Annotated in this window: 18 protein-coding genes; 11 read left to right on the top strand and 7 right to left on the bottom strand. The window is 45.5% G+C overall.

Annotated features, from left to right (window positions below):
- Positions 1-238: 238 nt before the first annotated feature.
- Entirely contained in the window at positions 239-1,660 is a 1,422-nt protein-coding gene (locus AC2T0J_RS14220; protein ID WP_489806454.1) for an alkaline phosphatase, read from the bottom strand.
- Positions 1,661-1,816: 156 nt separating this feature from the next.
- Complete coding sequence (locus tag AC2T0J_RS14215; RefSeq protein ID WP_489806453.1) at positions 1,817-2,764, bottom strand: chemotaxis protein CheV; 948 nt, start codon at positions 2,762-2,764, stop codon at positions 1,817-1,819.
- A 245-nt stretch (positions 2,765-3,009) separates the two neighbouring features.
- Here AC2T0J_RS14215 and AC2T0J_RS14210 point away from each other — a divergent pair, with 245 nt between their 5' ends.
- The 4 genes from AC2T0J_RS14210 to AC2T0J_RS14195 all read left to right on the top strand — a co-directional run bounded on the left by AC2T0J_RS14210 (position 3,010) and on the right by AC2T0J_RS14195 (position 9,194).
- Entirely contained in the window at positions 3,010-4,602 is a 1,593-nt protein-coding gene (locus AC2T0J_RS14210; RefSeq protein ID WP_489806452.1) for an isocitrate lyase, read from the top strand.
- A 298-nt stretch (positions 4,603-4,900) separates the two neighbouring features.
- Positions 4,901-5,839: a LysR family transcriptional regulator gene (locus AC2T0J_RS14205; RefSeq protein ID WP_489806451.1), complete on the top strand. Its 939-nt coding sequence runs from the start codon at positions 4,901-4,903 to the stop codon at positions 5,837-5,839.
- Positions 5,840-6,000: 161 nt separating this feature from the next.
- Positions 6,001-8,175, top strand: a complete 2,175-nt coding sequence (locus AC2T0J_RS14200) for a malate synthase G (protein ID WP_489806450.1) — start codon at positions 6,001-6,003, stop codon at positions 8,173-8,175.
- A gap of 170 nt (positions 8,176-8,345) precedes the next feature.
- Entirely contained in the window at positions 8,346-9,194 is an 849-nt protein-coding gene (locus AC2T0J_RS14195; protein WP_489806449.1) for a patatin-like phospholipase family protein, read from the top strand.
- Positions 9,195-9,206: 12 nt separating this feature from the next.
- On the opposite strand, the gene AC2T0J_RS14190 is transcribed toward AC2T0J_RS14195, so the two are convergent.
- The 5 genes from AC2T0J_RS14190 to AC2T0J_RS14170 form a co-directional block, all read right to left on the bottom strand.
- Positions 9,207-10,223 (bottom strand): NAD-dependent epimerase, encoded by a 1,017-nt coding sequence (locus AC2T0J_RS14190; RefSeq protein WP_489806448.1) that lies wholly within the window; start codon positions 10,221-10,223, stop codon positions 9,207-9,209.
- A gap of 30 nt (positions 10,224-10,253) precedes the next feature.
- Positions 10,254-11,378 (bottom strand): nucleotidyltransferase domain-containing protein, encoded by a 1,125-nt coding sequence (locus tag AC2T0J_RS14185; RefSeq protein WP_489806447.1) that lies wholly within the window; start codon positions 11,376-11,378, stop codon positions 10,254-10,256.
- The gene (locus AC2T0J_RS14180) at positions 11,368-12,231 is read right to left on the bottom strand and encodes an HprK-related kinase A (RefSeq protein WP_489806446.1); all 864 of its coding nucleotides are present in this window, start codon (positions 12,229-12,231) and stop codon (positions 11,368-11,370) included. Before AC2T0J_RS14180 ends, AC2T0J_RS14185 begins: the two co-directional genes overlap by 11 nt.
- A gap of 238 nt (positions 12,232-12,469) precedes the next feature.
- Entirely contained in the window at positions 12,470-13,282 is an 813-nt protein-coding gene (locus AC2T0J_RS14175) for a hypothetical protein (RefSeq protein WP_489806445.1), read from the bottom strand.
- Between the two features lie 186 nt (positions 13,283-13,468).
- Positions 13,469-14,230 (bottom strand): S1 family peptidase, encoded by a 762-nt coding sequence (locus AC2T0J_RS14170; RefSeq protein WP_489806444.1) that lies wholly within the window; start codon positions 14,228-14,230, stop codon positions 13,469-13,471.
- On the opposite strand from AC2T0J_RS14170, the gene AC2T0J_RS14165 reads away from it, so the two are divergent.
- The 7 genes from AC2T0J_RS14165 to AC2T0J_RS14135 all read left to right on the top strand — a co-directional run bounded on the left by AC2T0J_RS14165 (position 14,230) and on the right by AC2T0J_RS14135 (position 23,686).
- Positions 14,230-15,066 (top strand): YdcF family protein, encoded by an 837-nt coding sequence (locus AC2T0J_RS14165; RefSeq protein WP_489806443.1) that lies wholly within the window; start codon positions 14,230-14,232, stop codon positions 15,064-15,066. The genes AC2T0J_RS14170 and AC2T0J_RS14165 overlap by 1 nt on opposite strands.
- 97 nt (positions 15,067-15,163) lie before the next feature.
- Positions 15,164-15,976, top strand: a complete 813-nt coding sequence (locus AC2T0J_RS14160) for a PEP-CTERM/exosortase system-associated acyltransferase (RefSeq protein WP_489806442.1) — start codon at positions 15,164-15,166, stop codon at positions 15,974-15,976.
- A 204-nt stretch (positions 15,977-16,180) separates the two neighbouring features.
- Positions 16,181-17,026 carry an Npun_F0296 family exosortase-dependent surface protein gene (locus AC2T0J_RS14155; RefSeq protein WP_489806441.1) on the top strand — a complete coding sequence of 282 codons (846 nt, stop codon included), beginning with the start codon at positions 16,181-16,183 and terminating at the stop codon, positions 17,024-17,026.
- Positions 17,027-17,196: 170 nt separating this feature from the next.
- Positions 17,197-18,039 carry an Npun_F0296 family exosortase-dependent surface protein gene (locus AC2T0J_RS14150; RefSeq protein ID WP_489806440.1) on the top strand — a complete coding sequence of 281 codons (843 nt, stop codon included), beginning with the start codon at positions 17,197-17,199 and terminating at the stop codon, positions 18,037-18,039.
- Positions 18,040-18,145: 106 nt separating this feature from the next.
- On the top strand, positions 18,146-19,771 hold the full coding sequence (locus tag AC2T0J_RS14145) for an FAD-binding protein (RefSeq protein WP_489806439.1): 1,626 nt from the start codon (positions 18,146-18,148) through the stop codon (positions 19,769-19,771).
- Positions 19,772-19,858: 87 nt separating this feature from the next.
- Positions 19,859-22,588, top strand: a complete 2,730-nt coding sequence (gene prsT / locus AC2T0J_RS14140; RefSeq protein WP_489806438.1) for an XrtA/PEP-CTERM system TPR-repeat protein PrsT — start codon at positions 19,859-19,861, stop codon at positions 22,586-22,588.
- An 18-nt stretch (positions 22,589-22,606) separates the two neighbouring features.
- Entirely contained in the window at positions 22,607-23,686 is a 1,080-nt protein-coding gene (locus AC2T0J_RS14135; RefSeq protein WP_489806437.1) for a GNAT family N-acetyltransferase, read from the top strand.
- Positions 23,687-23,777 lie beyond the last annotated feature (91 nt).

Here is a 23,777-nt window from a genome sequence, read left to right as displayed (position 1 = left end):
AACAGCTGGCAGATATGTCGAGTTTGAGTCTAAGAACAAGTTCAGAAAATCTTCATCCAGCAGCTAAATTACTCGCACCTGTGCCTCTTTGTTTACCAGGGCCTGGCGGCACTGAAAAATACTCATAAAAAGCTTAATAACATGTCGCACAGGACGTGCTGGTAAAGATAAATGACGAACAGAAACCTGTTCGTCATTTTATAAAGGCTCGAAGATTAGCCGCTGAGAAGGCTAATGATTACTCACAGCGCCAGTCGGTTTCAAAATCGCACTGGCTTTTTTCTTCTTTAGAAGCTGGTGTAGTATCCGTTTGCATCACTGGTACATTCTTTGGGAGTAAACCGAACAGCTTTTTGGCGATATCGGTATTGTCGTACTGCCCGTAAAACTGACGACTACCGGCTCCGAATGCAAACACTTCCACATCCACGCCCGTATGACCGGTAGTGGTCCAGCCCGTATTCGAGCGAATATCGAGTAAAGCTTTAATGCCATCGAATCGCGCTTTGAGGTCGTCCTGTTTTGCCAGTTCTATTACCTGCTCTGATTCTTGTTCATTAAGGTCAAAGCCCAACGCATCGCTAACAAAAGCGACAGGTGAATCCGCCTCGGTTATATTTTGGGCGATAGTTGCCGGAGACTGTTTAAGATTTTGCAGCCATTCAGGTGCCCAGCGATATTCGCCGCGCGCACCGATGGTTAATCCACCGGTGCTGTGATCAGCAGTAAGGACCACCAGTGTATCTGGGTGTTCTTCCACATAACTAACCAAGTATTCCAGAGCGAGGTTCAGGTCGTGCATCTCAGCCATCGCTGCAGCGATATCGTTAGAGTGACCAGCCCAGTCAACCTGACTGGCTTCCACCAGCAGGAAGAAGCCCTTATCGTTCTCCAAATGCTTGATCGCATGCTCAGTGAGATAAGCCAGACGATTCTTGCGCAGATCATCGAGTGCCCAGGGCAGGCCTACTTCAGCAAATAATCCCAGCACATTTTCACCAGCAGGCAGCGTTGCCAGCTTGTTGTAGGTATCAACATAGGCATAGCCGGCATCAATAAATTCCGCGGTGACATTGCGATCTTCGCGCTCAAAATACCGGGTACCGCCACCCAGCATTACATCAGCAACAAACTGACCATTGATTCGATCATCGAAGAAGCTGTCGGCCAGCGCATTATAATTTTGACGACTTTCATTATGCGCAACATAGGCCGCTGGTGTGGCATGAACAATTTGCGATGTAACAGCAACCCCGGTACGCATACCCAATTGCTTCGCTCGTTGCAGAATAGACGTCACCGGCTTTTTGTTTTTATCAACGCCAATGGCACCATTATAGCTTTTAACACCAGATGCGAGTGCTGTAGCAGAGGCGGCCGAATCGGTTACAAAACCAGACACATGATCAGGATAAGTACTGGCATTACCCACAAAAATATCGTCCAACACAACACTTTCCACTTCTGGTGTGTCGGGGTTGTCACGGAAATTGCGATAGGCAGTGGTATAGGCTGGCCCCATACCGTCTGAAACAATCATAATGATATTTTTCGGCGTCGAGGGGATTTGTTTCTGAGTAGTAGAAGCGGTATCGGCAGTATTCACACAAGCCGACAACGCAAATGTTGCGGCCACTGCCACAAGCAATTTCTGTCGCACGATAGGTTCCTTTTTGTAATCTTAATACATCGCAGTGTATCGCTGCTATCTTACATCTGCATGAAAAACCGATAAGATGTTAAAACAACAGGTTAATTAAATCTAACACAGAGTATACCGACATACTTACCGGATGCCCATGCAGCAGCTTGGCGTTTATAATAACTCCCGCATGCGTTGTTGAACCACGTCCACCAGCATGTCTGGTTGGAATTTAGAGATAAAGCGGTTACAACCGACTTTTTCAACCATGGCCTGATTGAAGCTACCGCTGAGTGACGTATTAAGTGCGATAAATAAATCCGCCATCCGCGGATCGGCACGAACTTCAGCGGTTAACCGATAACCATCCATTTCCGGCATCTCGGCATCGGTAAACATCATCAGAATTTCGTCGGTGACCGTTTTGCCGATATCAGCCCACTCCTTCAGTAACCCCAACGCCTCTGCCCCATTCTGACATTCAAGGATCTGCAAGCCGAGTTGCTCAAGGGTATCGCGAATTTGTTTTCGGGCCGTAGAAGAATCATCCACGATCAGCACTTTTCGCCCCTTCAGGTGATCGACAACCTCACGATCGAGGATTTCTTCGGAGATTGAGACGTCATATTCAATGATTTCAGCCAGCACTTTTTCCACATCGATAATCTCGACTAACTCTCGTTTACCCTGAATATCAATCTGAGTGATGGCGGTAAGAAAGTTAGTCTTACCGATAGATTTAGGCGGTGGCTGAATATCTTCCCAGGATGTATTAACGATACTGACCACATCACCAATTAAAAACCCCTGCACTGACCGGTTGTACTCAGTAATGATCACATTACGCTCCGCGCCGGCGGTGTCGTTATCAAGCGCTCGCATCTTTATTGACTGACGAAGGTCAATGACTGGAATTGTCAAGCCCCGGTAAATGGTCACACCCCGCAGGTTGCCATGGGTGCCGGGCATCATATTCATCTTCGGCACCGTGATCACTTCCTTTACCTTAAACACGTTGATCGCGTAAGTGTGACGGGTCCCTAACCTGAACAACAGTAACTCAAGGCGGTTTTCACCTACCAGCTTAGTTCGCTGATCAACTGACGAAAGTATTTCACTCATAATAAATGGCCTAACGACTATCTTTTCTTAATGATAGATTTTTTTTGCACACTTTGCGCGGAAAATCCTTAGTAATCACACTGTTCATAATTCAATCACCGATCATTCACTGAGGTTATTGCGATAATGATGATTATATATTTCTGTTATTGAGCTCATCGCTCTAGGATGGAATGGAAGTCGATGACAACCCAAGGGTGTTATCAGCAAAAGAGTCATTCTATTTTCGGGAAGGAGAGACAGTCATGTCAGAATACCAAAATGCAATCGATAAGGTTGCCACGCTTAAGAGTCAATATAACGGTACTTGGGATGCCATCAGTCCAGATTTTGCTGCACGTATGGTTGTTCAAAACCGCTTCAGAACCGGTTTAGATGTTGCTAAATACACAGCTAAGATCATGCGTCAGGACATGGCCGAGTACGATGCAGACTGTACTCAATACACGCAATCATTAGGTTGCTGGCACGGTTTCGTTGGTCAGCAAAAGATGCTGTCTGTTAAGAAACACCAGGGCACTACCAGCAAGAGCTACCTTTATTTGTCTGGCTGGATGGTTGCTGCACTGCGTTCTGAGTTCGGCCCTCTGCCGGATCAATCTATGCACGAAAAAACCTCAGTCGCATCATTAATCGAAGAACTGTACACCTTCCTGCGTCAGGCTGACGCTCGCGAACTGGGTGATTTATTCAAGCAGTTAGACGCTGCTAAAGCGAACGGTGGCGATGTAGCGGCTATCCAGGCGCAAATCGACAACTACGAAACGCACGTAGTGCCAATTATTGCTGATATCGATGCCGGCTTCGGTAACGAAGAAGCTACCTACCTGCTGGCTAAGAAAATGATTGAAGCGGGTGCTTGCTGTATCCAAATCGAAAACCAGGTCTCTGATGCCAAACAGTGTGGTCACCAGGACGGCAAAGTAACCGTTCCTCACGAAGATTTCCTGGCCAAAATCAACGCAGTTCGCTATGCCTTCCTTGAGCTGGGTGTAGACGACGGTGTTATCGTTGCCCGTACTGACTCATTAGGTGCAGGCCTGACTCAGAAGATCCCGGTATCTACCAGCGAAGGTGATCTGGCTTCTCAGTACAACGCTTTCTTACAAACGACTCCGGTTAACTCAGTCGCTGACCTGAACGAAGGCGATCTGGTACTGAAGCAAAACGGTGAACTCGTTAAGCCAGAGCGCCTGCCTAACGGTTTATTCCGCTTCAAGCCGGATACTGGTGTAGCACGCTGTGTACTGGATTGTATCACCAGCCTGCAAAATGGTGCTGACCTGCTGTGGATTGAAACTGAAAAACCTCACGTAGGTCAGATTGGTGATATGGTAAACCAAATCCGTGAAGTTGTTCCAAATGCAAAACTGGTTTACAACAACTCACCGTCATTTAACTGGACACTGAACTTCCGTCAGCAAGTCTTCGATGCTTGGTCAGAAGCCGGTAAAGACGTCTCAGCCTACGACCGTGCTAATCTGATGTCTGTTGAATATGACGAAACTGAGTTAGCCGCTGAAGCGGATGCGAAAATCCAGAGCTTCCAGGCTGATGGTGCCCGCGAAGCTGGTATCTTCCACCACCTGATCACACTGCCAACTTACCACACTGCTGCACTGTCTACCGACAACCTGGCTAAAGGTTACTTTGGCGACGAAGGTATGCTGGCCTATGTTAAAGGCGTACAGCGTCAGGAAATCCGCCAGGGTCTGGCGTGCGTTAAGCACCAGGCGATGGCCGGTTCTGACTTAGGTGACACTCACAAAGAGTACTTCTCTGGTGAACAGGCACTGAAAGCCAGTGGTAAAGATAACACGATGAACCAGTTCGACTAATTCGACTCATTCCCAACTGAAACAAGTCGATTCATGTTAAGCCTCCTTCGGGAGGCTTTTTTTATCACCGAATGAGCTTAAATATTGGTGGTTTTATCGGTTTTATTCACCAAAATTATTTATTTTGAATCATTCACAAAACACATTGGCAATTCAAAAAATAAAGATTATATATAAATATCAATCAATTAACATTAAATAGTCAATAAAGCATTACGACCAAAGGCCTATCTGACAACCACTAAGACTATGAGTATAATAGCGGCGTTTAATAAAACTAATACAGGCTATTATAGTTATGAATATTGCAAAGGTTGATTTGAATTTATTGGTGTATCTGGATGTGCTTTTGCGAGAAGGCAGTGTTACCCGCGCCGCAAATCAACTTAGCATTACCCAACCGGCAATGAGTAATGGTCTGAAACGTCTGCGTGACTTATTTAAAGACCCGCTGTTGGTTCGCACCAGTGATGGAATGACGCCAACCAAGCGTGCACTTGAATTACAACCCATTATCCGCGATGTACTCAGTAAGCTGGAAAGTTCAATTCAGCCGGAAACCGACTTTAATCCTGCCACCAGCAGCCGCACTTTTCGCATCATGACCAGTGATTACGCAGAATCAACGCTGTTACTGGAACTGCTTGGCAGACTGGCAGACTGCGCCCCTAATATTACCCTGGATTTAATTACGCCCAGCGATGTAACGTTTCATGATGTGGAACAGGGCAAAGTAGATATGGCCATCAACCGCTTTGACGAATTACCGTTGTCATTTCACCAAAAAGTCATCTGGTACGATAATTTCGCTTGTGTAATGAACAAAAAGCACCCGCTTGCCAGCCATTATGATTTAGAGACCTACCTTAAGGCAAAACATATCTGGGTGAGCAAAACCGGTTTTGGTGTAGGCGTTGGTATCGACCCAAATGAAGTGCAAAAGCTGGGCTGGGTCGACGCGGAGTTGACCAAATTGGGTAAACAGAGAGATATACGGGTATTTACCCGTCATTATCATGCGGCCTTGCAAATCGCCAAACGCCAGAGCTTAATTGCGACACTCCCCAGTAAAGCCGCCAAGATATTTACAGATGATCCGGATATCGTGTTGCGTGAGCCGCCTTTCGATATCCCGCCCATCGCTTTGAAAATGGCCTGGAGTGCCCTGCTTCACCACGATGCAGGCCATATCTGGCTGCGTCGTCTAATCGGTGATGTGGCTGCGGAAATGCAGTAAATACTATTTTACACCTGCTTACCGGTGCAATGCCGGTAAGCTGCCTGCACTCTGCCCATCCAACATTCACACTAATTATGACAGCAATAAAAACCATAAACTAAAAATTTAGTCCACATCCCTCTAGACTGTGGGTTACTAACCGTAGACAGGGGACTTCTATGCAGGATTATATTCAACGCGGCCGTATGCAGGTTGCGACGATTTTAGACAAGTTTATTAATGAGCAAGCATTACCTGGCTCCGGCGTTGAGGAAAATGGTTTCTGGCAGGGTTTCGAAGCTATCCTGGCAGAATTTGTCGGTCAGAACAAAGCGTTGTTGGCAACGCGTGACGAACTACAGGCCAAAATTGATGATTATCATAAGGCTGGAAATTCGCCTACCGGCGCGCAGTATAAACTGTTTTTACAGGAAATCGGTTACTTGCAACCTGAACCCGAAGACTTTGCCATTGAAACAGACAACGTAGATGCTGAAATGGCCACGATGGCCGGGCCACAACTAGTGGTCCCGATAAACAACGCCCGCTACGCGCTTAACGCTGCGAATGCCCGCTGGGGCAGCCTGTATGATGCACTTTATGGCACTGATGTTATCAGTACCGATGGCGGAGCCGAAATTACCGGGTCTTTCAACCCGGTTCGTGGTGAAAAGGTGATTCAGACCGCCCGGGAATGGCTTAATACAATGCTGCCATTGTCGACGGGGAGTCATCAGCAGGCGGTAGGCTACGCCATTGATGGCAAAAATATCGCAGTAAAATTAGCTGACGGCGATGTTGCTACCCTTGCCGATAATGATCAATGGCAGGGTTATCAGGGCAATGCTGATGCCCCCTCTGCGCTGTTATTTGTCCACAACGGGCTGCATTTTGAAATTCAGATCGACAACTCGCATCCAATTGGTAAAACCGATCCCGCCGGCGTTAAAGATATTCTGGTTGAGGCTGCGCTCACGACCATTATGGATTGTGAAGATTCGGTGGCCGCAGTGGATGCTGAGGACAAAACTCTGGTGTATTCCAACTGGCTGGGTCTGATGAAGGGTACGCTGAGCATCGAAATGCAAAAAGGCGGTCAAACCTTTGAGCGTAAAATGAATCCGGATCGTGAATACACGACGCCAACAGGCGCAGGCCTGAGTCTCGCCGGACGCAGCCTGATGTTCGTGCGTAACGTTGGTCATCTGATGACTAACGATGCCATTTTATTCGATGGTGAGGAAGTGCCAGAAGGCATTATGGACGGGGTTATCACTTCCCTGATTGCCAAGCATGATTTGCTGGGTAACAGTACCTTCAAGAATACTCGTACCGGCAGCATCTACATTGTAAAACCTAAGATGCATGGACCTGACGAAGTGGCTTTCAGCAACGCGTTGTTTGGCCGTATCGAGGAAGTCATTGGCCTTGAGCCGTTTACCCTGAAAATGGGGATCATGGATGAAGAGCGTCGCACCAGTGTCAACCTGAAAGCTTGTATTGCAGCCGCAAAACAGCGCACCGTCTTTATTAATACGGGCTTCCTGGACCGCACAGGTGACGAGATCCATACCTCGATGCTGGCAGGGCCATTTGCTGACAAAGCCAGCCTCAAAAACATGAAGTGGATCCAGGCCTACGAAAAAGCCAACGTGAGTACCGGCCTTGCCTGCGGCTTATCCGGCAAAGCTCAGATAGGTAAAGGTATGTGGCCCATTCCGGATCAAATGGCGCAAATGATGGAAGCGAAAATTGGTCACCCTAAATCCGGCGCCAATACGGCATGGGTACCTTCACCTACGGCAGCAACACTGCATGCCCTGCACTATCATCAGGTGGATGTATTTGGTCTGCAAAGAGAACTGGCGAGCCAGCGTTTCGATGGTATTGATGACATCATCACCCTGCCGTTACTAGCAGATCCATCATCGCTGACTGAACAACAAATACAGCGCGAAGTAGACAATAACGTACAAGGCATCCTGGGCTATGTTGTGCGCTGGGTTCACCAGGGCGTTGGTTGCTCAAAAGTACCGGATATTAATGATGTAGGGTTAATGGAAGACCGTGCAACGCTGCGTATTTCCAGTCAGCACCTAGCTAACTGGCTGGCTCATGGCATTATCTCGGAGGAAATGGTCAAGGCCTCTCTGGAGCGCATGGCCAAACTGGTTGATGAACAAAACGCCAATGACCCGGAATACATCCCAATGACGCCGGATACCGCTAATTCAATCGGCTTCCAGGCGGCCAGTGAACTTATCTTTAAGGGTAAAGAGCAGCCAAGTGGTTACACCGAACCGTTGTTGCATCATAAGCGTAAGGAAATGAAAGCGGCACTTCGGAAACGCTAATTCGTTACCATAAGACTAAGCAGGCTGCGGCCTGCTTTTTTGTTTCTTCGAAATAAAGCCATCCGTTAAACCGCTGGTCTCATCATTTTATGGTTGATTTCTGCCTGAAAATCCCGCGTTATTAATAAATTGGTATATGCTAATAACATCGAAGGCATTTTAAAGACACTATGGCAAAACAACAAATCGTGCCCATATTTTCAGGCGGCGGCACCCGACTGCTCGCCCACATTGGTATCCTCAAAGCTTTACAAGAACTGGAAGTGAGTTTTGCTTCGCTGGTAGGGATTTCCGGAGGATCTATTGTAGCTTCTCTACACAGCTACGGAATGAGCAATAAAGCCTTGTACGATCTAGCGGTAAATACTGATTTCAGACAATTCCGCGACTTTTCAATTCTCCGGTTACTTCGCCATGGCGGCCTTTCATCCGGGATTAAATTTGAACAATGGATGGATCAACAACTCGATGGCATGACATTTTCTGAAGCGCCCATCCCGCTGCATATTCTGGCCACAGACGTAAACGGCGGCGGGCCCGTAATATTCAGCAAGGAAACCAGCCCGAACATGAAGGTCTCACATGCCGTGCGCTGCTCCATGTCGATTCCGCTTTTATTCAGTTATACGGTATATGAGCAACACTTACTGGTAGATGGTGCAATACTGTCGGAGGACGCGTTATTCAGAGACTGGCAGCAGGATGGTACACCGAACATCTGTTTTCGACTTCGCAGCGAAGCCCGTGAACAGCCGTTTAACCCTAAACGCCGGTTTATATTGCCACAATATATAGGCATGCTAATTCGCACCTTTATGACCGCGCTGTCGCGGGAATATGTCCATGCAGAACACTGGCATAATACCCTGGTGATCAACACCGGTGCCGCTTCTTCGGTAGATTTTGATATGTCTTGTGAAGACAAACTGGCGCTTTACAAGCAGGGGTATGAAACCGCAATGAACTTCTTACCGATTAAACTCAGTAAGCTCAGCGGCCCTCAGTCCAACGCAGGCTAAAAACAGCCTGCCTCAGATCTGATAATAGTCCCGATACCACTTAACAAATTCGCCGATCCCATGCTCTATACCAATCGACGGACGATAACCGGTATCATTTACCAGACTTTCCACATCGGCGTAGGTATCCGGTACATCGCCGGGTTGCATGGGAAGGAGCTCTTTGTTAGCAAGCATGCCCAGCGCTTTTTCCAGCGTCTCGATAAACGTAAGCAGGTTGACCGGGTTTTGAGCACCAATATTGTACACTCGCCAGGGAGCTTTGCTGGTAGCAGGGTTTGGCGACTCACCACTCCAGCTTTCATCACTTTGAGCAGGGCGATCGAGAGTTCTGATGACCCCTTCTACGATATCGTCGATATAGGTAAAGTCACGGCGGTGGTTGCCGTAGTTATAAACCTGAATAGTCTCGCCAGCCAGAATCGCCTTGGTAAACTTAAACAAGGCCATGTCCGGACGCCCCCAGGGACCATAAACCGTGAAGAAACGTAACCCTGTGGTTGGCAGGCCATAAAGGTGGCTGTAGGTGTGAGCCATCAGTTCATTGGCCTTCTTACTGGCCGCATAAAGGCTTACCGGGTGGTCGACATTGTGCTGTTCTGAAAATGGCATGGTTTCATTAGCGCCATAGACGGAACTGGAAGAAGCATAAACCAGGTGCTCTACCTGATTATGCCGACAACCCTCGAGTATATTCATAAAGCCAACCAGATTGGCATCGACATAAGCATTAGGATTCTCGATGGAGTAGCGCACACCAGCCTGAGCGGCAAGATGAACTACGCGGTCAAACTTTTCACTGGCAAACAGCTCAGCACATAGGTCGCGCTCTTCTACGCCCATTTTTTGAAAGCGGAAACTACCGGCAAATTCGCCTGACTCCAGCTGACTTAGACGACCATACTTTAAATTTACATCGTAATAGTCATTTATATTGTCGATACCGACTACATCGTCCCCACACTGAGCCAGGTATCGGCTTACTGCTGAACCAATAAATCCCGCCGCACCGGTGACCAGAACTTTCATGAAATTCTCCGCTAAATAGTAAGTGACAACTTATTGCTTAAACGCTTTACCTAAATCTACGGATTTTGAATCTGCCGTAGAATCACCGCGAAGCCAATTGCGCAAGCCCAACATAAATTTAATCGAAAAGTGTTTAATGAGTACGCCAAGCGGCATCTTAATGCTATGTCCACGCACAAATACAATAAACCTGGCAAGGCCTGCCCGCACTGAGTGTAATGCAGGATGCTCCGGTATCAAAGCGTATTTATAAATTCGAATCAACAGTTGCAGTTTACCGCGCTGCAACCTTCCTTCAGCACGGCTGATCGGATAAGTGCAATTGAACCAGGCATTTAGCAGAGACACAACTACCTTTAACTCCATCTCGAAATGGCTTTCAGCGGCTAGCTGCTCAACCCGTTGCCAGAACGCTTGACTATCATATTGTTGAGCCAGGCACTTTAAATCCACCATGTCGCGGAAACCATATATGACTTCTTCATTCAGCATCAGGTGAATAATGCTATGCATAAACATTGCTGCAGGGGCCAAGGTATACAGCCCACTTTCATGAAGCTCCACGCCCTGCCAGAACTCGTCTAACGGTGGAGCCTTACCACTGATAGGCAAGAACAGATTGTGGTGCAGATCGAGCACCGTACCCCGGGTCAGATGATACAGAGGGGGAATTTCATGAGCATAGTCGCGGTAATACTTGTCGTCGTAATCCGTGATGCTTTTGTGATACCAGAAATTATTCAGCAGTGCAGTCTCACTGATTGCCAGGTCATCCTCTTTAACTAACAAATCAATATCCGAGCACAACCGGCCCCGCGCATTGTTCGTTGCCGCAACAATATAGGCGGCGCCTTTTAGAAATACCGGTGTCACGCCCTCAGCTGTCAACAGATCATGGATTTCCTTCCCCTCATGAAACACCTGATCATTTTGTCGCTGCGCATAAACCATGGCGGCGCTTAGATGAGCCCTGACCTGCTCTGGAATACGGCCCCAGGCCTCAGAGTCTCGTAAAACGAAGGCTAAGTAAGCTTCAAGGCGTGATGTTTTCAGCACGAACAACAGAGATTCCCACTCTTGTAATGAGAAATGGGTAAGCTGGTCAGGCGAATTAATCGCTTGGACAAGATGTTCAAAGCTGAATTTATGCGCCATAGCCAACGACCTCATCCAATAAAAACTCATCCATAAAGTCGAGATTGCTGTAGTGCACCTCAAACACCTTCACTTTATCGAGCAAGCGCCAAACGGTATCGAAGGCCCGGTAACCTAATACATGATAATTAAACGCATGTTGGCATAACTCTTCGAAAACCTGCGATTTGGCAATGGTATAGAACTGCTCCCCGGTCAGGCTACCGTCATATTTCGGGAAAACAATCCCGGCTATTTCAACAGGCTTTAAGCGGGAATAATCGGCCCAGGTCTGAAACTTAGCATGGGCCACATCCCCTTTCGCCGTATCACTACAGACCTTTGTGAGCATCGCGTCGGGTTGCCAGGATCTCACCAAATCAATGGAGCGGTTTTTTATACAAGCAGGTCGGTAAAGTGGCTCTGCAGTCAGCGAATCCGTATCTATTACTGCCATTTCATCAGAGTAGAGCTTCCAACCCTGTATGGATAACCAGCAGGATAACGTGCTTTTTCCCGATCCGGGGAGTGCAGGAAATAAAACCGCTTTGTTATTTTTTACCAGTACTGCAGAATGCAGTAGCAGATGATTAAAATCATGGGTAGCCAAACACCAGTTCAACCCCCACTCAAGCAAAGCGTAGGCTTGAGAAAAAGGTAACGGTTTAAATGGAATACGGGTATTGCTTTCAAATACAATTTGCGGCCGGAGCCATTTACGAACAATGCTGCCTGGCGCCAGACTCACAGTGAAATCAGACATTTCTTTTGGCTGGCAGTCACCGTAAATTAAATTGAGTGCCGGGCTTATTGAAGAAGGGTAGTTGTTTACTTTTGCCTGGAACAGGCCCATGTTAATAAAAAATGGCTTCACACGCGTACCAATAAACCCCGTGCTTCCAGCTCATTAACCATTGATATTTGCCCTTTCTGGAAGTGACCAATGAATTCATCGACTGTCATTTCATCACTGGCGTCAGAAAAGTTAAGTGAGCTTTTTAAAGGTTGGTGAACAAAAAAGGTATTACAAGTCCGGGCAGAAAAAAAAGCCAACCCGGACAAATCACTAAAAGACCGGCACCTTACGCCTTCCCTAAGGCGAATTACCTGCCTCACCTCTTATGCTTGCCTTTATGTCCTTTGCTTCCGCTACTACCGGATGAGCACGCAGCACTAGCACCACTAAATACGTCGCTGAACGCATACTCGAATGTAGATTGAATAATTTGACTGTGACCATCGGTATAACCGAGTTGTGCATCGCTCATATCCGTGTCACTTGTCTGCTTCAACTGAATTAATGCCGCCATCACAATTTCAGCTGTTTCCTGAGCTGCACTATGATTTAGCGGTAATGAAACACCATTATATAATCCAAAATAAACGTTCATATACACGGTAGCGGTATGACGTAAGATATTCTTTCTGCTTGGCGAAGGAACAAGTGAACCGGTGCCGAAAATTGCGTCAGTTAAAGAGACTGATGTGCTGTAATCAGTGTCCGAGTTGAAAATATATTTTGCTGCTGAATCAGATATTGTCAAATGAGTATCAACAATAAACTGATTGATGATAGTGCGCATTTCTTCTATACGAGCATCGAGCAAGCAGTTGTCGTCTGATGGTATTTCCACATTAAGCTGCGGAAAAATAGAAGCCGGTGCGTCACCATTACTGCCCTGCTCCCACGTATTGCCCTGAAACCATGAACCTGGTGAACGACCACCCGATGGCATCTGAACGGAGCCACAGGTATTACCAATGCCACCACCAGTTTGTGACAGATTACCGGACATTACACCTGATACTGAACATGCCCCCCACACTGATTTCATAGGAAGTGAGGATACCGCCACACCAGCACCGGCTTTTTTAATAAACTGACGACGTTTTGTCACTGAAGATTGATTTTGTTCGATACCCATACTGATAACCCTTGTCTTCCTTTGAAAAGCTGCGAACTGCGCATGTGCAGACTAATTTTAAAGCACCATGAATAAATCATGCCAACTATTTAACGCAATGATTATCAATGATTTTTATTATTTCAGAGTACTTACTGCCATTTCATTGTAAAAATTGCCGACAGTAATAATCAGACGCCCACTCACTTAGAGCGGTATATTAGACTTTGCCGCTAATTTACGCAAATGTATTACCGGAATAGCGTATGAAATTCCTGACGGTTTACTCAGCACTGATTCTTTGGTCTCGGCCACAAACACCTTATTAATGATCCCGACCACTGTTCCTGAATCGCTGAGATACATTGGGCTACCGCTGTTTCCAGGATAAGCCGTGGCATCCAGTTGGTATATCAGAAAGACTTTTTGCAGCCGATCCAGCATATCTATAGATAACTGCTCAGAACGTCGGGCAGGAATAGCGTCAGGTGTTATTGCGGCAATCATCCCTCTGTGAGTAGCGGGATATAGCCCTAAAACAGCACCAATCGGAAACCCGGTGAAAGCAATATGAGTACCTTCCGGCTGGAACTCATCAGGAGCGATGGTTAGCGGGGTTAATTGTGTATCTATTTTCAGAATGGCCAGATCATGAGCCGGATCGATTTCTACCACTTCCGCTCTGAAAGTTTTGGTATTTTTCGCATTCCCTGCAAAAACCGCCCTGTATTGAACAACATCCGGATTCAAAGGCGTTGAAACGACGTGATAGTTCGTGGCAATGTAATGCCCGTCCCCAATAACAAACCCCGTTCCCTGCAACTGGTTGGCCGGGGAGTTCATAGGCGTAGTTAATCCCACTCCAACCACAGAAGGTTTTACTTTTTTAATAACCTCCACCATAGACTGATTTGCCTGAAGTGACGCAGGTAGAATGATACATAACAAAAACAGACAGATATTCTTCATTGCAACTCGCTTTTAAATCATTGAATATTGTAGCCTGGTTATCAGGGACCGAGCTTGTGGATGTCGACACACTAAAATTCATTGTAAAACAACTTATTTCACCTTTAGTACTTTTTTTCCTTGTACTGGCGTTAAGCATATTCAGCCATTTCACCAAAAGGTTACGTCGTTGCGCACGTCCGCTGCTGGCCATAGCTTGTTTTTGGTTACTACTCTCCAGCCAGTACTTTTTTAGTAACTGGTTACTTGCTCCACTGGAGTACGCCTACCCGCCGTTAAAAAAAACCGACAAAGCCTGGCATCAGGTAGAATATATATTTACACCTGGTTGTTACTATTATGGCAACGATTTACCTGCAGCCAGTAACTGGCATCAGTGCTCACTTTCCCGCTTAACGCAAACAGCGATAATGGCAGGCTACAAAAATAAACCCGTCATTGTTACCGGCGGTAATTTTTTACGCGATAAAGAAATCGTCTATGCAGATAGAGCCAGGCAATTTCTAGCGACCCTGATTCAATCAGAAATCACCGCGATACCAATAGGGCATAATACGCAGCAGGAACTCCAGGCATTATTCCAACAAACCGGCGATATCTCCATCGCGGTGGTTACATCAGCAACCCATATGCGCAGATTACTGTATCAGGCCAAGGAGATTGGCTTTAACCATTTAGTTCCGGTCCCGGTTGAACATCTCAGCCCCCCTACCTATGATGTGACGCTGAACATTCCCTCAATTGCCAGTATTTACAACACCGAAAGAGCGCTTTATGAATATATTGGTTTGCTTTATGAAACCGGAGACTGGCCGATAAGGAAAGAGAGTTATTAGTCTAAATAGCATTACGTGTACATTTTTGGTGCTATTATTAAGAAACAAGAGATGAGGCGCATTAATATGCTACCTATAAAGTTAACAACTGGCCCCTATGGAAGAGGTAACGGTGTTTAAAAGTACTGGCGCGAAAATTACCAAGCTATGGCAGTCTTACCAACGCTTACGCGAGGCTACGGCTATATCAAAACATTTTTCTACCTTTTTGACGCCTGTAGTCGCTAATGCAGAAGAGCTGCAACATGAGGTCTTTAAAATCAGGCATAATGTTTACTGTGAAGAGCTCGGCTTCGAACCGCTAAGACCAGATCAAATGGAAAAAGATGAATTTGATGCTTTTTCTCAGTATTGCCTTATTAAACACATAGGCTCGGAAGCCTACGCGGGTACGGTCAGATTAGTTACTCCGAGAGAGGAAGGGCAACTTCTGCCGCTTGAGAAATATTGCCTGCACTCTATATCTCATGATGAATTTACCCCAAAGCACTTTGACCGTCGTGAAATCTGTGAAATATCACGACTGGCCGTGCCGGCGCATTTCAGACGCCGGGCAATGGATAAATTTGCCGGGGCTGCTACCGGTGCGATTAACGAATCAACGTATTCAGAGGCAGAATTGCGTTGTTTTCCGTTTATTGCTATCGGGCTTTATCTCTCAGCTGCATCTTTGGCGCTTACACAAGGCATACAACATGCCTTTGTGATGATGGAACCCCGTTTAGCCAGAAGTATGCGTTTTCTGGGTATTAAGTATATTAAGATCGGCCCGACGATTGAATATCATGGCCAACGGGCTCCATACTATATTAACGCTGAGATCCTACTTCGTGACCTGGCTCCGAGCTTCAAATATATGCTCCGCGACATCCAGATTCAGGTGAATAAACAGATCAAGGAAGAAAGTTAACAGCTTTAATTTGCGGTTCAATTTACACACGTTTAGAGCGAATCGCGAATTAGTAGAATCTGATGTCAAAGAATTTTACAGTCTTACTATCCACCCCCTCACAAGAAACACTTAAACCTTTGTAATAAAAGAAAAAACAAAAAATGGCACACCACATGCATTGTTTTGTTCGTGGTAACTTTCTTAGTACAGAGGACAGTAAATATGAATAAATTTTCTAAACTGACAAAAGCGTTGTCTCTGAGTGCAATCATCGGCTTAGGTTTCGCTGGTGCGTCTAACGCAGCAACAATTAATTTTAACAATGGTGTAGCGGCTTCTGATGGTTCTGGTTTAACCAGTCAGTACATTGACCCTATTAACGGCGGTCTGCCAGATTACTTCATTGAAACTTTTGACCAGGCAACAGGCGTTCCAGGCTTCCCTGGTTCAACTGCATACACCGATCCTGGTTTTGAACAAGACTGTGCGGTTAATAGTGTTAACGCTAGCCCAATCGGAATAAGTGTAACCGGCAACACCAACGAAATTGGTGTTCGTCAAGGTCTTTTGCCTACCCAAGCAGCTCCACCTGCAAACGACTCTACTTGTTTTGGTTATCTTACAAACAATGGTTCGGGTACTGCTTCAGTTGAGTTTGATTACACTAATTTACTGGATTTCTACAGCAACTTAGCGGGTAACGGAGTTCAACTTGGTATTACTTATCTTGGTTTTTACTGGGGTTCAGTTGACACGTTTAACGATTTTGAATTCTACTCTGGTGGTTCTTTAGTAACTGAAATCAGTGGTGTTGATCTTCTTAACCAATTTGGCGGTTCATCTGGTAACCAACAGGCTCCTAGCTCAAATACTTACGTAGAGATAGAGTTTTCGATTGCTGAACAGTTCGACACATTAGTTATCAATACTTCTGGCGTGGCTGGTGAGTTCGATAACATCGTAATCGGCCTTAGCTCTCGTGAATTGCCAGTTCCAGCTCCAACAGGACTTGCACTGTTCGCTTTTGGCCTGGTTGCTCTTGGCCTGAGATCTCGTTTAAAGAAATAAACGAAAAAGAAAGTTACCACGAAAAAGTCGGCCTAAGTGCCGACTTTTTTTACACTTAAAATTACACATTACTACATCAAAATTTAAACTGATGAATTTTTGAGCATTTTTTTATTGGTCTGGAAAATGCATTGCTCCTATCGTTGGTGACATTAACAAGGAGCGACTAAATGAAACGTATTCCCCTCGTCACTAAATCCCTTTTATTCAGTGCCGTACTGGTTTTTAGTGTATTAAATCAATCTACTGCAGCAACTATCAGCTTTGGAGGAGCCAATGCCTCAGACGGTTCGGGCCTTACAAGCAGCTTTATGGACCCCATTAATGGTGGTTTATCAGATTATTTTATAGAAACCTTTGACATCGCAACGGGCGATCCACTTTTTCCGGGATCAACTGACTACACCGTGTCTGGTTTCGAAGACGAATGTGCAGTAAACAGTCTGAATAGCAGTCCAATTGGTGTTTCTGTTATGGCAAACAGTAACGAAATTGCTGTAAGGAAAGGCTCCGACCCAGAAGTGGCAGCGGCTCCAGCAAATGACAACACTTGCTATGGCTACGCCACTAATAATGGCAATGGCGTTGCGAGTATTTCTTTTGACTATAGTAATTTGCTTAACTATTACAGTGCACTTTATGGGTCTTCTGCCCAACTTGGTGTAACTTATCTAGGATTTTACTGGGGTTCTGTAGACAATTTTAACGACTTTAATTTTTATTCTGGCGGCTCACTCGTTTCATCTATTACAGGCGCGGAATTGCTCACAGCACTAGGAGGAAGTTCAGGCGACCAGTCAGACCCAGACTCAAATGCCTATGTAAATATAGCCTTTTCGATTGCTGAACAATTTGACACACTAGTGATCAATACCAGTGACATTGCTGGTGAGTTTGACAACATAGTTATAGGCCTAAGTACCCGTGAAATACCGGTTAGTACTCCAGGCACTTCACTTATCCTTTTGATTGGAATGGCTATTATTGCACTTCGTCAATTAGGTAAAAAGTAATTAATTAAAATCTCTTTCATTGAAAAGCCGGCTTTATGTCGGCTTTTTTGTTATTTCACGCTATAGTCTAGTTATATAAATCCACCTCTAAGCAACCTGATCATATATGGATATTCACAATAAACTGTCACTCATTTGTCAGCCTGGTATCGCCACTCTTATAGCCTCAGAGGAAGCGACAAGCCAATACGGTATCAATACCTTCGGTAAACCACAGCAGTTTTCCGGGGCAATCAAAGTGATAAAGGAGTCGGCTATCCCCCAACTACTCAAGCTGGCAAACTCAGAAGGGTTTAAACTGCATCCGGTTAGCACCAATAATAACTGGGGTTACGGCTCAATTTTAGTCGATAACGCGCCGGTTTATTTGCTAGATTTGTCGCCGTTGAACACTATCACACCGACCGATAGAAACCTCGGACTCATTACAATTGGCCCAGGTGTCACCCAGCAGCAGTTACACGACTATCTTGTTGAGCAAAACTGGCCCCATATGGTACCAGTAACAGGTGCCGGACCTTCATGCAGCCTGTTGAGCAACGCCCTTGAAAGAGGTTACGGCATCACACCTCATACTGACCACTTTTATGCCTGTAATGCTTTAAAGGCCTATATTCCTCACCCTGATCTATGCGAGCAACAACTTTCTTCAGCTGTATCAGCACTGGACCTCAGTGGCAATGATTTCATCGATAAAACCTTTAAATGGGGGTTGGGCCCCTATGTAGACGGTTTGTTTACCCAAAGTAATCTTGGCGTAGTCACAGAAATGACATTAAGACTGGCTAAAAAACCTTCGTCTTTTTGTGCATTTTACATTCAGATTTTTGAGGGTGATCACTTTGCTAACGCAGTCTCTTTTATCCGGGATTTACTTGAGTCTCAAGCTGGCATGGTTGGCTCTATCAATTTAATGGATAAAAGACGTCTGGTATCCATGACGTGCGAAAACCCCAACGTCGACCAGAGCCCTATCGAGCCATTATCCGATGAACAAGTAAACAAACTAGCGTCTTCCAAACGACTCCCCGAATGGATGATTGTTGGTTCAATTTATGGCGACCAACCAGTCGTCAATTTTGTTAAAAAGTACATCAATAAAAACGGCAAGCAACTTGGCCGGATACTCTTTTCTGACTCTTTATTACTGAAATTTGCACATCAGTTTGTACGTCTTCCTCTTAATTTCATTCCTGCTTTTAAAGACGTGAAAAGCCAGTTAACTTCGCTCAATGAAGGTATTGATATCATGCTCGGAGAGCCGAATCAGGTGGCCTTGCCCCTCCCCTACTGGCGCAATCAATCTGCTAAAGGCGACAAGTCCCGCCCGCTTAATCCCGCCGCAGAAAACTGTGGTTTACTGTGGTATGCGCCGCTGATCCCCATGGACCCTGATGCTTTAAATCAGTTTGTTTCATTTGTCCGCTCAACCATGCTCAAATACGGGTTAGATCCGTTAATAACCTTTACTAATTTAAAGCATGACTGTATCGATTCAACGGTTCCTTTGGTGTTCAATAAACAGAGCGATGAAGAAGAACATAAAGCACTCAATTGCCTGCACGAATTAATTACTGAGGGATGTAAACAAGGATTCGTTCCTTACCGATTACCCATCCATGAACAACAGAAACTCGACAAGTCAACTTCGTATTGGCAAACCATAAAAGTATTAAAGAAAGCCATGGACCCCAATGATATTTTATCGCCTGGCAAATACGATTCACAGTAATGAGTCCTTTGGGGTATAGTCAGAGTGAGACCAAACTGGTATCTTTGCTTGCAGTATGAGGTATTTAGCCATAAGGAATGGATGCGAATGAAACGGTCCACAGCACTAATGTGTGTATTGTTTTTAACAGCTTGCACACCGAAATCAGCTGACGAGCAAATTGTAGAAGCTAAACGTCTGGTGTTAGAAGGCGAAAGAAATGCAGCTATTGTAGAGTTAAAGAATGCAGTAGTAACAGAACCTAATAATGCCAATGCTCGTTTCCAACTTGGTATGCTGGAATATCAACGAGGCTTATGGGAAGAAGCAGAAAAAGAGTTAAGGCGCTCCCTTGAATTAGGCTTCGACAAACGACAGGCATATCCTTTTTTAATTAAATCAATATTTTATCAAAATGACTTTCTTCGAGTGCTCAATGAACTGGAAAGCGCCCCAGAATTTTCGGACACTCAGGTAATAAGCACCATTTCCTTATTTGAATATCTGGCTAAATTAAAAAGTGGTGAACAAGGCCCTGTCATTCCAACAAAGCGTCTACAGAACGAAGAGTTGTTGATTGCTCAGGCTTATCAAACACTTGAATCAGGCAAGCCGCAGGTTGCTAAAAATATTACAGAGCAATTTATTAGTCCCGAAGTAGAGCCTTTCGAAAAGTACCTTTTAACAGGGATGATTGAGTCTCTAATGGGTAATCATGTAGAAGCAATAATTGCCAACACCAAAGCTCTGGAGATATTTCCCACCTATCACGTGGCGCGATTTATGCTCGCAGAACAGCTTATTGAAGATAAGCAACTCAGCCGCGCAGATGAAGAAATTGATAAACTACTTGCTCTAAACCCTAACAGCGGTCATGCGAATTACCTAAAGTCTCTGGTCAGTTTCTATCAGAATCAGTACGAGCAAGCTTATAATCTGGCCACCCTTGCTTTGCAGCACAAGGCTAAACCCGCGCTTGCAAGTTTCATCGCTGGTACCAGTGCCTATTACACAGGTCGACTCGAAAGTGCTTTACGGCTTTTGTCTACTGCTGCGACGACACTGCCCCCTTCTCACCCAGTTCATAGAATGCTCGCACAAGTTAAATTGGAGCTAGGCTACGTAAATGAAGTTGCAGGTAATTTAGACGAACTGAATATTGAGCCCGGTCAAGGGGCTGAAATATATAGTCTGGCCGCACTGCAAAAGTTACAGCAGGGAGAAGACGCAGAATCCCAAAGCTTACTCAAAAGAGCGAAAGCGCTTGACCCCAACAATCCCGTTAGCCTATTAAGAGAAGGCTATATTCTGCTTGATGAAGGTAAAGACGGCGCTTCTGATTCACTATCCCGAGCATTAGAACTTGCACCGGATCTTAGCGAAGCGTGGATTCTTTTAGCGCAAGCTAAGTATGAGGAAGAGGGGCTGAATTCAGCGCTAGAAATCGCCAATCAATGGGCCGAACTAAATGAACTGAATGGCGAACTATTAAGAGGAATCATCTATTTACGTCATGGTAATGAAAAGAAAGCTATAGAACATTTCACTAACCTGGTTAAACGGGATCCGGATAATGCGGGTGCAATTCGATACCTCATGATTGGTGAAGCTCGCTGGGAAAACTTTGATAAGGCAATGGAATACGGCGACAAACTATTAGAGTTAACCCCAAACAATCTGCAAAACCTGATTGATGTTGTTAATATTAAGATAGCTATGGGTGATGAAGATGAATTGGAAACCTTTTTATCGGAGCGTATTCAGAAGTTTCCTGAATCAGATGCTCCCAGCGCAGCATTAGCACTAATCTACTTACGTTCCGATAAACCTGAAAAAGCGATAAGTCTGCTCAAAGGGATTACAGAACCACAAAGTTTCGGCGTTTACCAGGCGTTAGGTGACGCTTATGTCGCTATTAAGAACTTCGACAAAGCTATTGAGACTTATCGTGACTGGTCCCAGAAATTTCCCACGGATAGTCGTAGTTGGTATCGCCTGATTGCAACTTATCAAATGAGTAATAACTTTGATGGTGCTTTGGAAGCAACCCAGAATGCTCGCCGATATTTACCCAGAGACGAACGACTAGTACTAGTCGAAGCTCACCTGGCGGCTTCTACAGGACGATTTGCCCAGTCCAAAAGAGCTATAGAACTGCTTTCAGAGGATAGTAGCGAGCTAGTGAATTTAACCCATACCAGAGGGCTGTTAGCGCTGAATGAGGGCCGTTTTAGTGAAGCAGTTTCTCTGCTTACCGCATACTATGAGACGAATTCCGGATTTGCTGTAGCGCGATTACTGGCTCTTGCATACGCAGGTATGGGGCAACCTGATAAAGGCTTAGATTACTTATTGACGGAAATAGCCAAGGACGAAGACAAAGTAGTATTTAAATTAGTTGCTGCGGACTACGCTTCATCATATGGAATGTATGATGCTTCCATTGATTTATACAAACAGGTTCTGGCCCAAAATCCCGACGAGTTCGCTGCGCTGAACAATCTGGCGTCAGTTTATACTCAATCAGGTGACTTCGAAAACGCCGTAAAGGTAGCTAAAAAGGTTATTCAAATTGCACCGGATTCTTCCTATGCCCTCGATACCTATGGTTATGTTTTGATAAAACAAGGCAAAGTACAGGAAGGCAAGACGTTCGTTGAACGGGCGCTGGGTAAAGATCCGAATAACAAGGAAATTCAGCTACATAACGTGGAAGCGCTTATCCTCAATGAAGAAATAGCCCAAGCGAAGTCTATGCTGTCTCGGATCCACCCAGTCACGCCGTTACAGAGATCGTTACATAAGGAACTCAAAAACCGACTTGACGCAGAAAATTAGGTCTGACGGAACAATATAGTGCTGACCCTGGATGTAAGGGAAAATTATACTCTGGATGAGGTGACATCAACGCTCACCTCACTGGAGAATGCGATCCCGTCAGTACCATTGTTTCTGAGTTTATTCTGGGTCAGACCCTGGCTTGAACGGTGTGAAACACCACCGGTATGGTTAACCTGTAGGGATAATGACCAGGTGGTAAGCAGTATCTTTTTAACAACCACCGGCTACCGTTTACCAAAAGAACCTTTCTCCTGCGGCTGGTTCAATAAAACTGGTGAAGCTAAGCAGGACCAAATCTGGATAGAGTACAACGACATACTGGCACTCCCTGAGTACCGCCAGGAAGCCATTATATGCTTACTGGATTGGTGTCAAACACAACCACAGCAGAAGTGGGTCCTCGAAATAACCGATAAACCGTCAGAATGGCTGCAGCACTCAGCGTTTAACGCAGAGGTGATGGATATACCCGCCTTTCGGGTTAAACTGACAGACTCATTTACCGATTACAACATTTTTCTGTCCCAGTGTTCCAGTAACAGTCGTAGCCGAATCCGCCGAGCAATGAAGTACATGCAACAGCGCTACGGTGAACTCTCCCTGACTTCTCTTGGTGCGCAACCGGATGCCAAGTCACTGTTGAATATGATGACACTTCACCGTCGCAAATGGGGAAATACCAGCGAAGGGAGTGGTTTTGATAATCCATTCTTTGTCAACTTCCATAAAGCGCTCATGGCCAATGAACACCAGCATGCTTTTCAATGTGAAGTGCTGGCATTTTATGCCGGTGACCTTTGCCTGGGCTACACCTATAATTTGCTGAATCATGACACGGTCTATTTTTATTTATCGGCTATTGAATACGCAGAAGAAAGTAACCGTTTTCAGCCGGGTCTGATAATGCATACCCTGGCAATCGCGTATTTTGCCGGCAAAGAGTTCAAAACTTATGATTTTATGGGCGGCGACAGTCAGTACAAGCGGTCATTATCCAATCAGCAATACGCCTTAACGGCCGTTCACCTGTTCAAAAAAAACTGGCTTACGCAATTGTTAAGTATAATAAAAAGCATTGTGCGCCGCTTTCGCTAAAAATAGCCGCGCAATACGTGTAATCCGTGATTAATGATTGCTCTGTAGCGCTATTTAACGGTACAGTTACACAGATTGACTCCCCATTAAC

Source organism: Alteromonas sp. ISO5 (genome assembly GCF_058105165.1).
The sequence above is the reverse complement of the archived record's forward strand: the minus strand, read 5'-3'. Positions and strand labels throughout refer to the sequence as shown.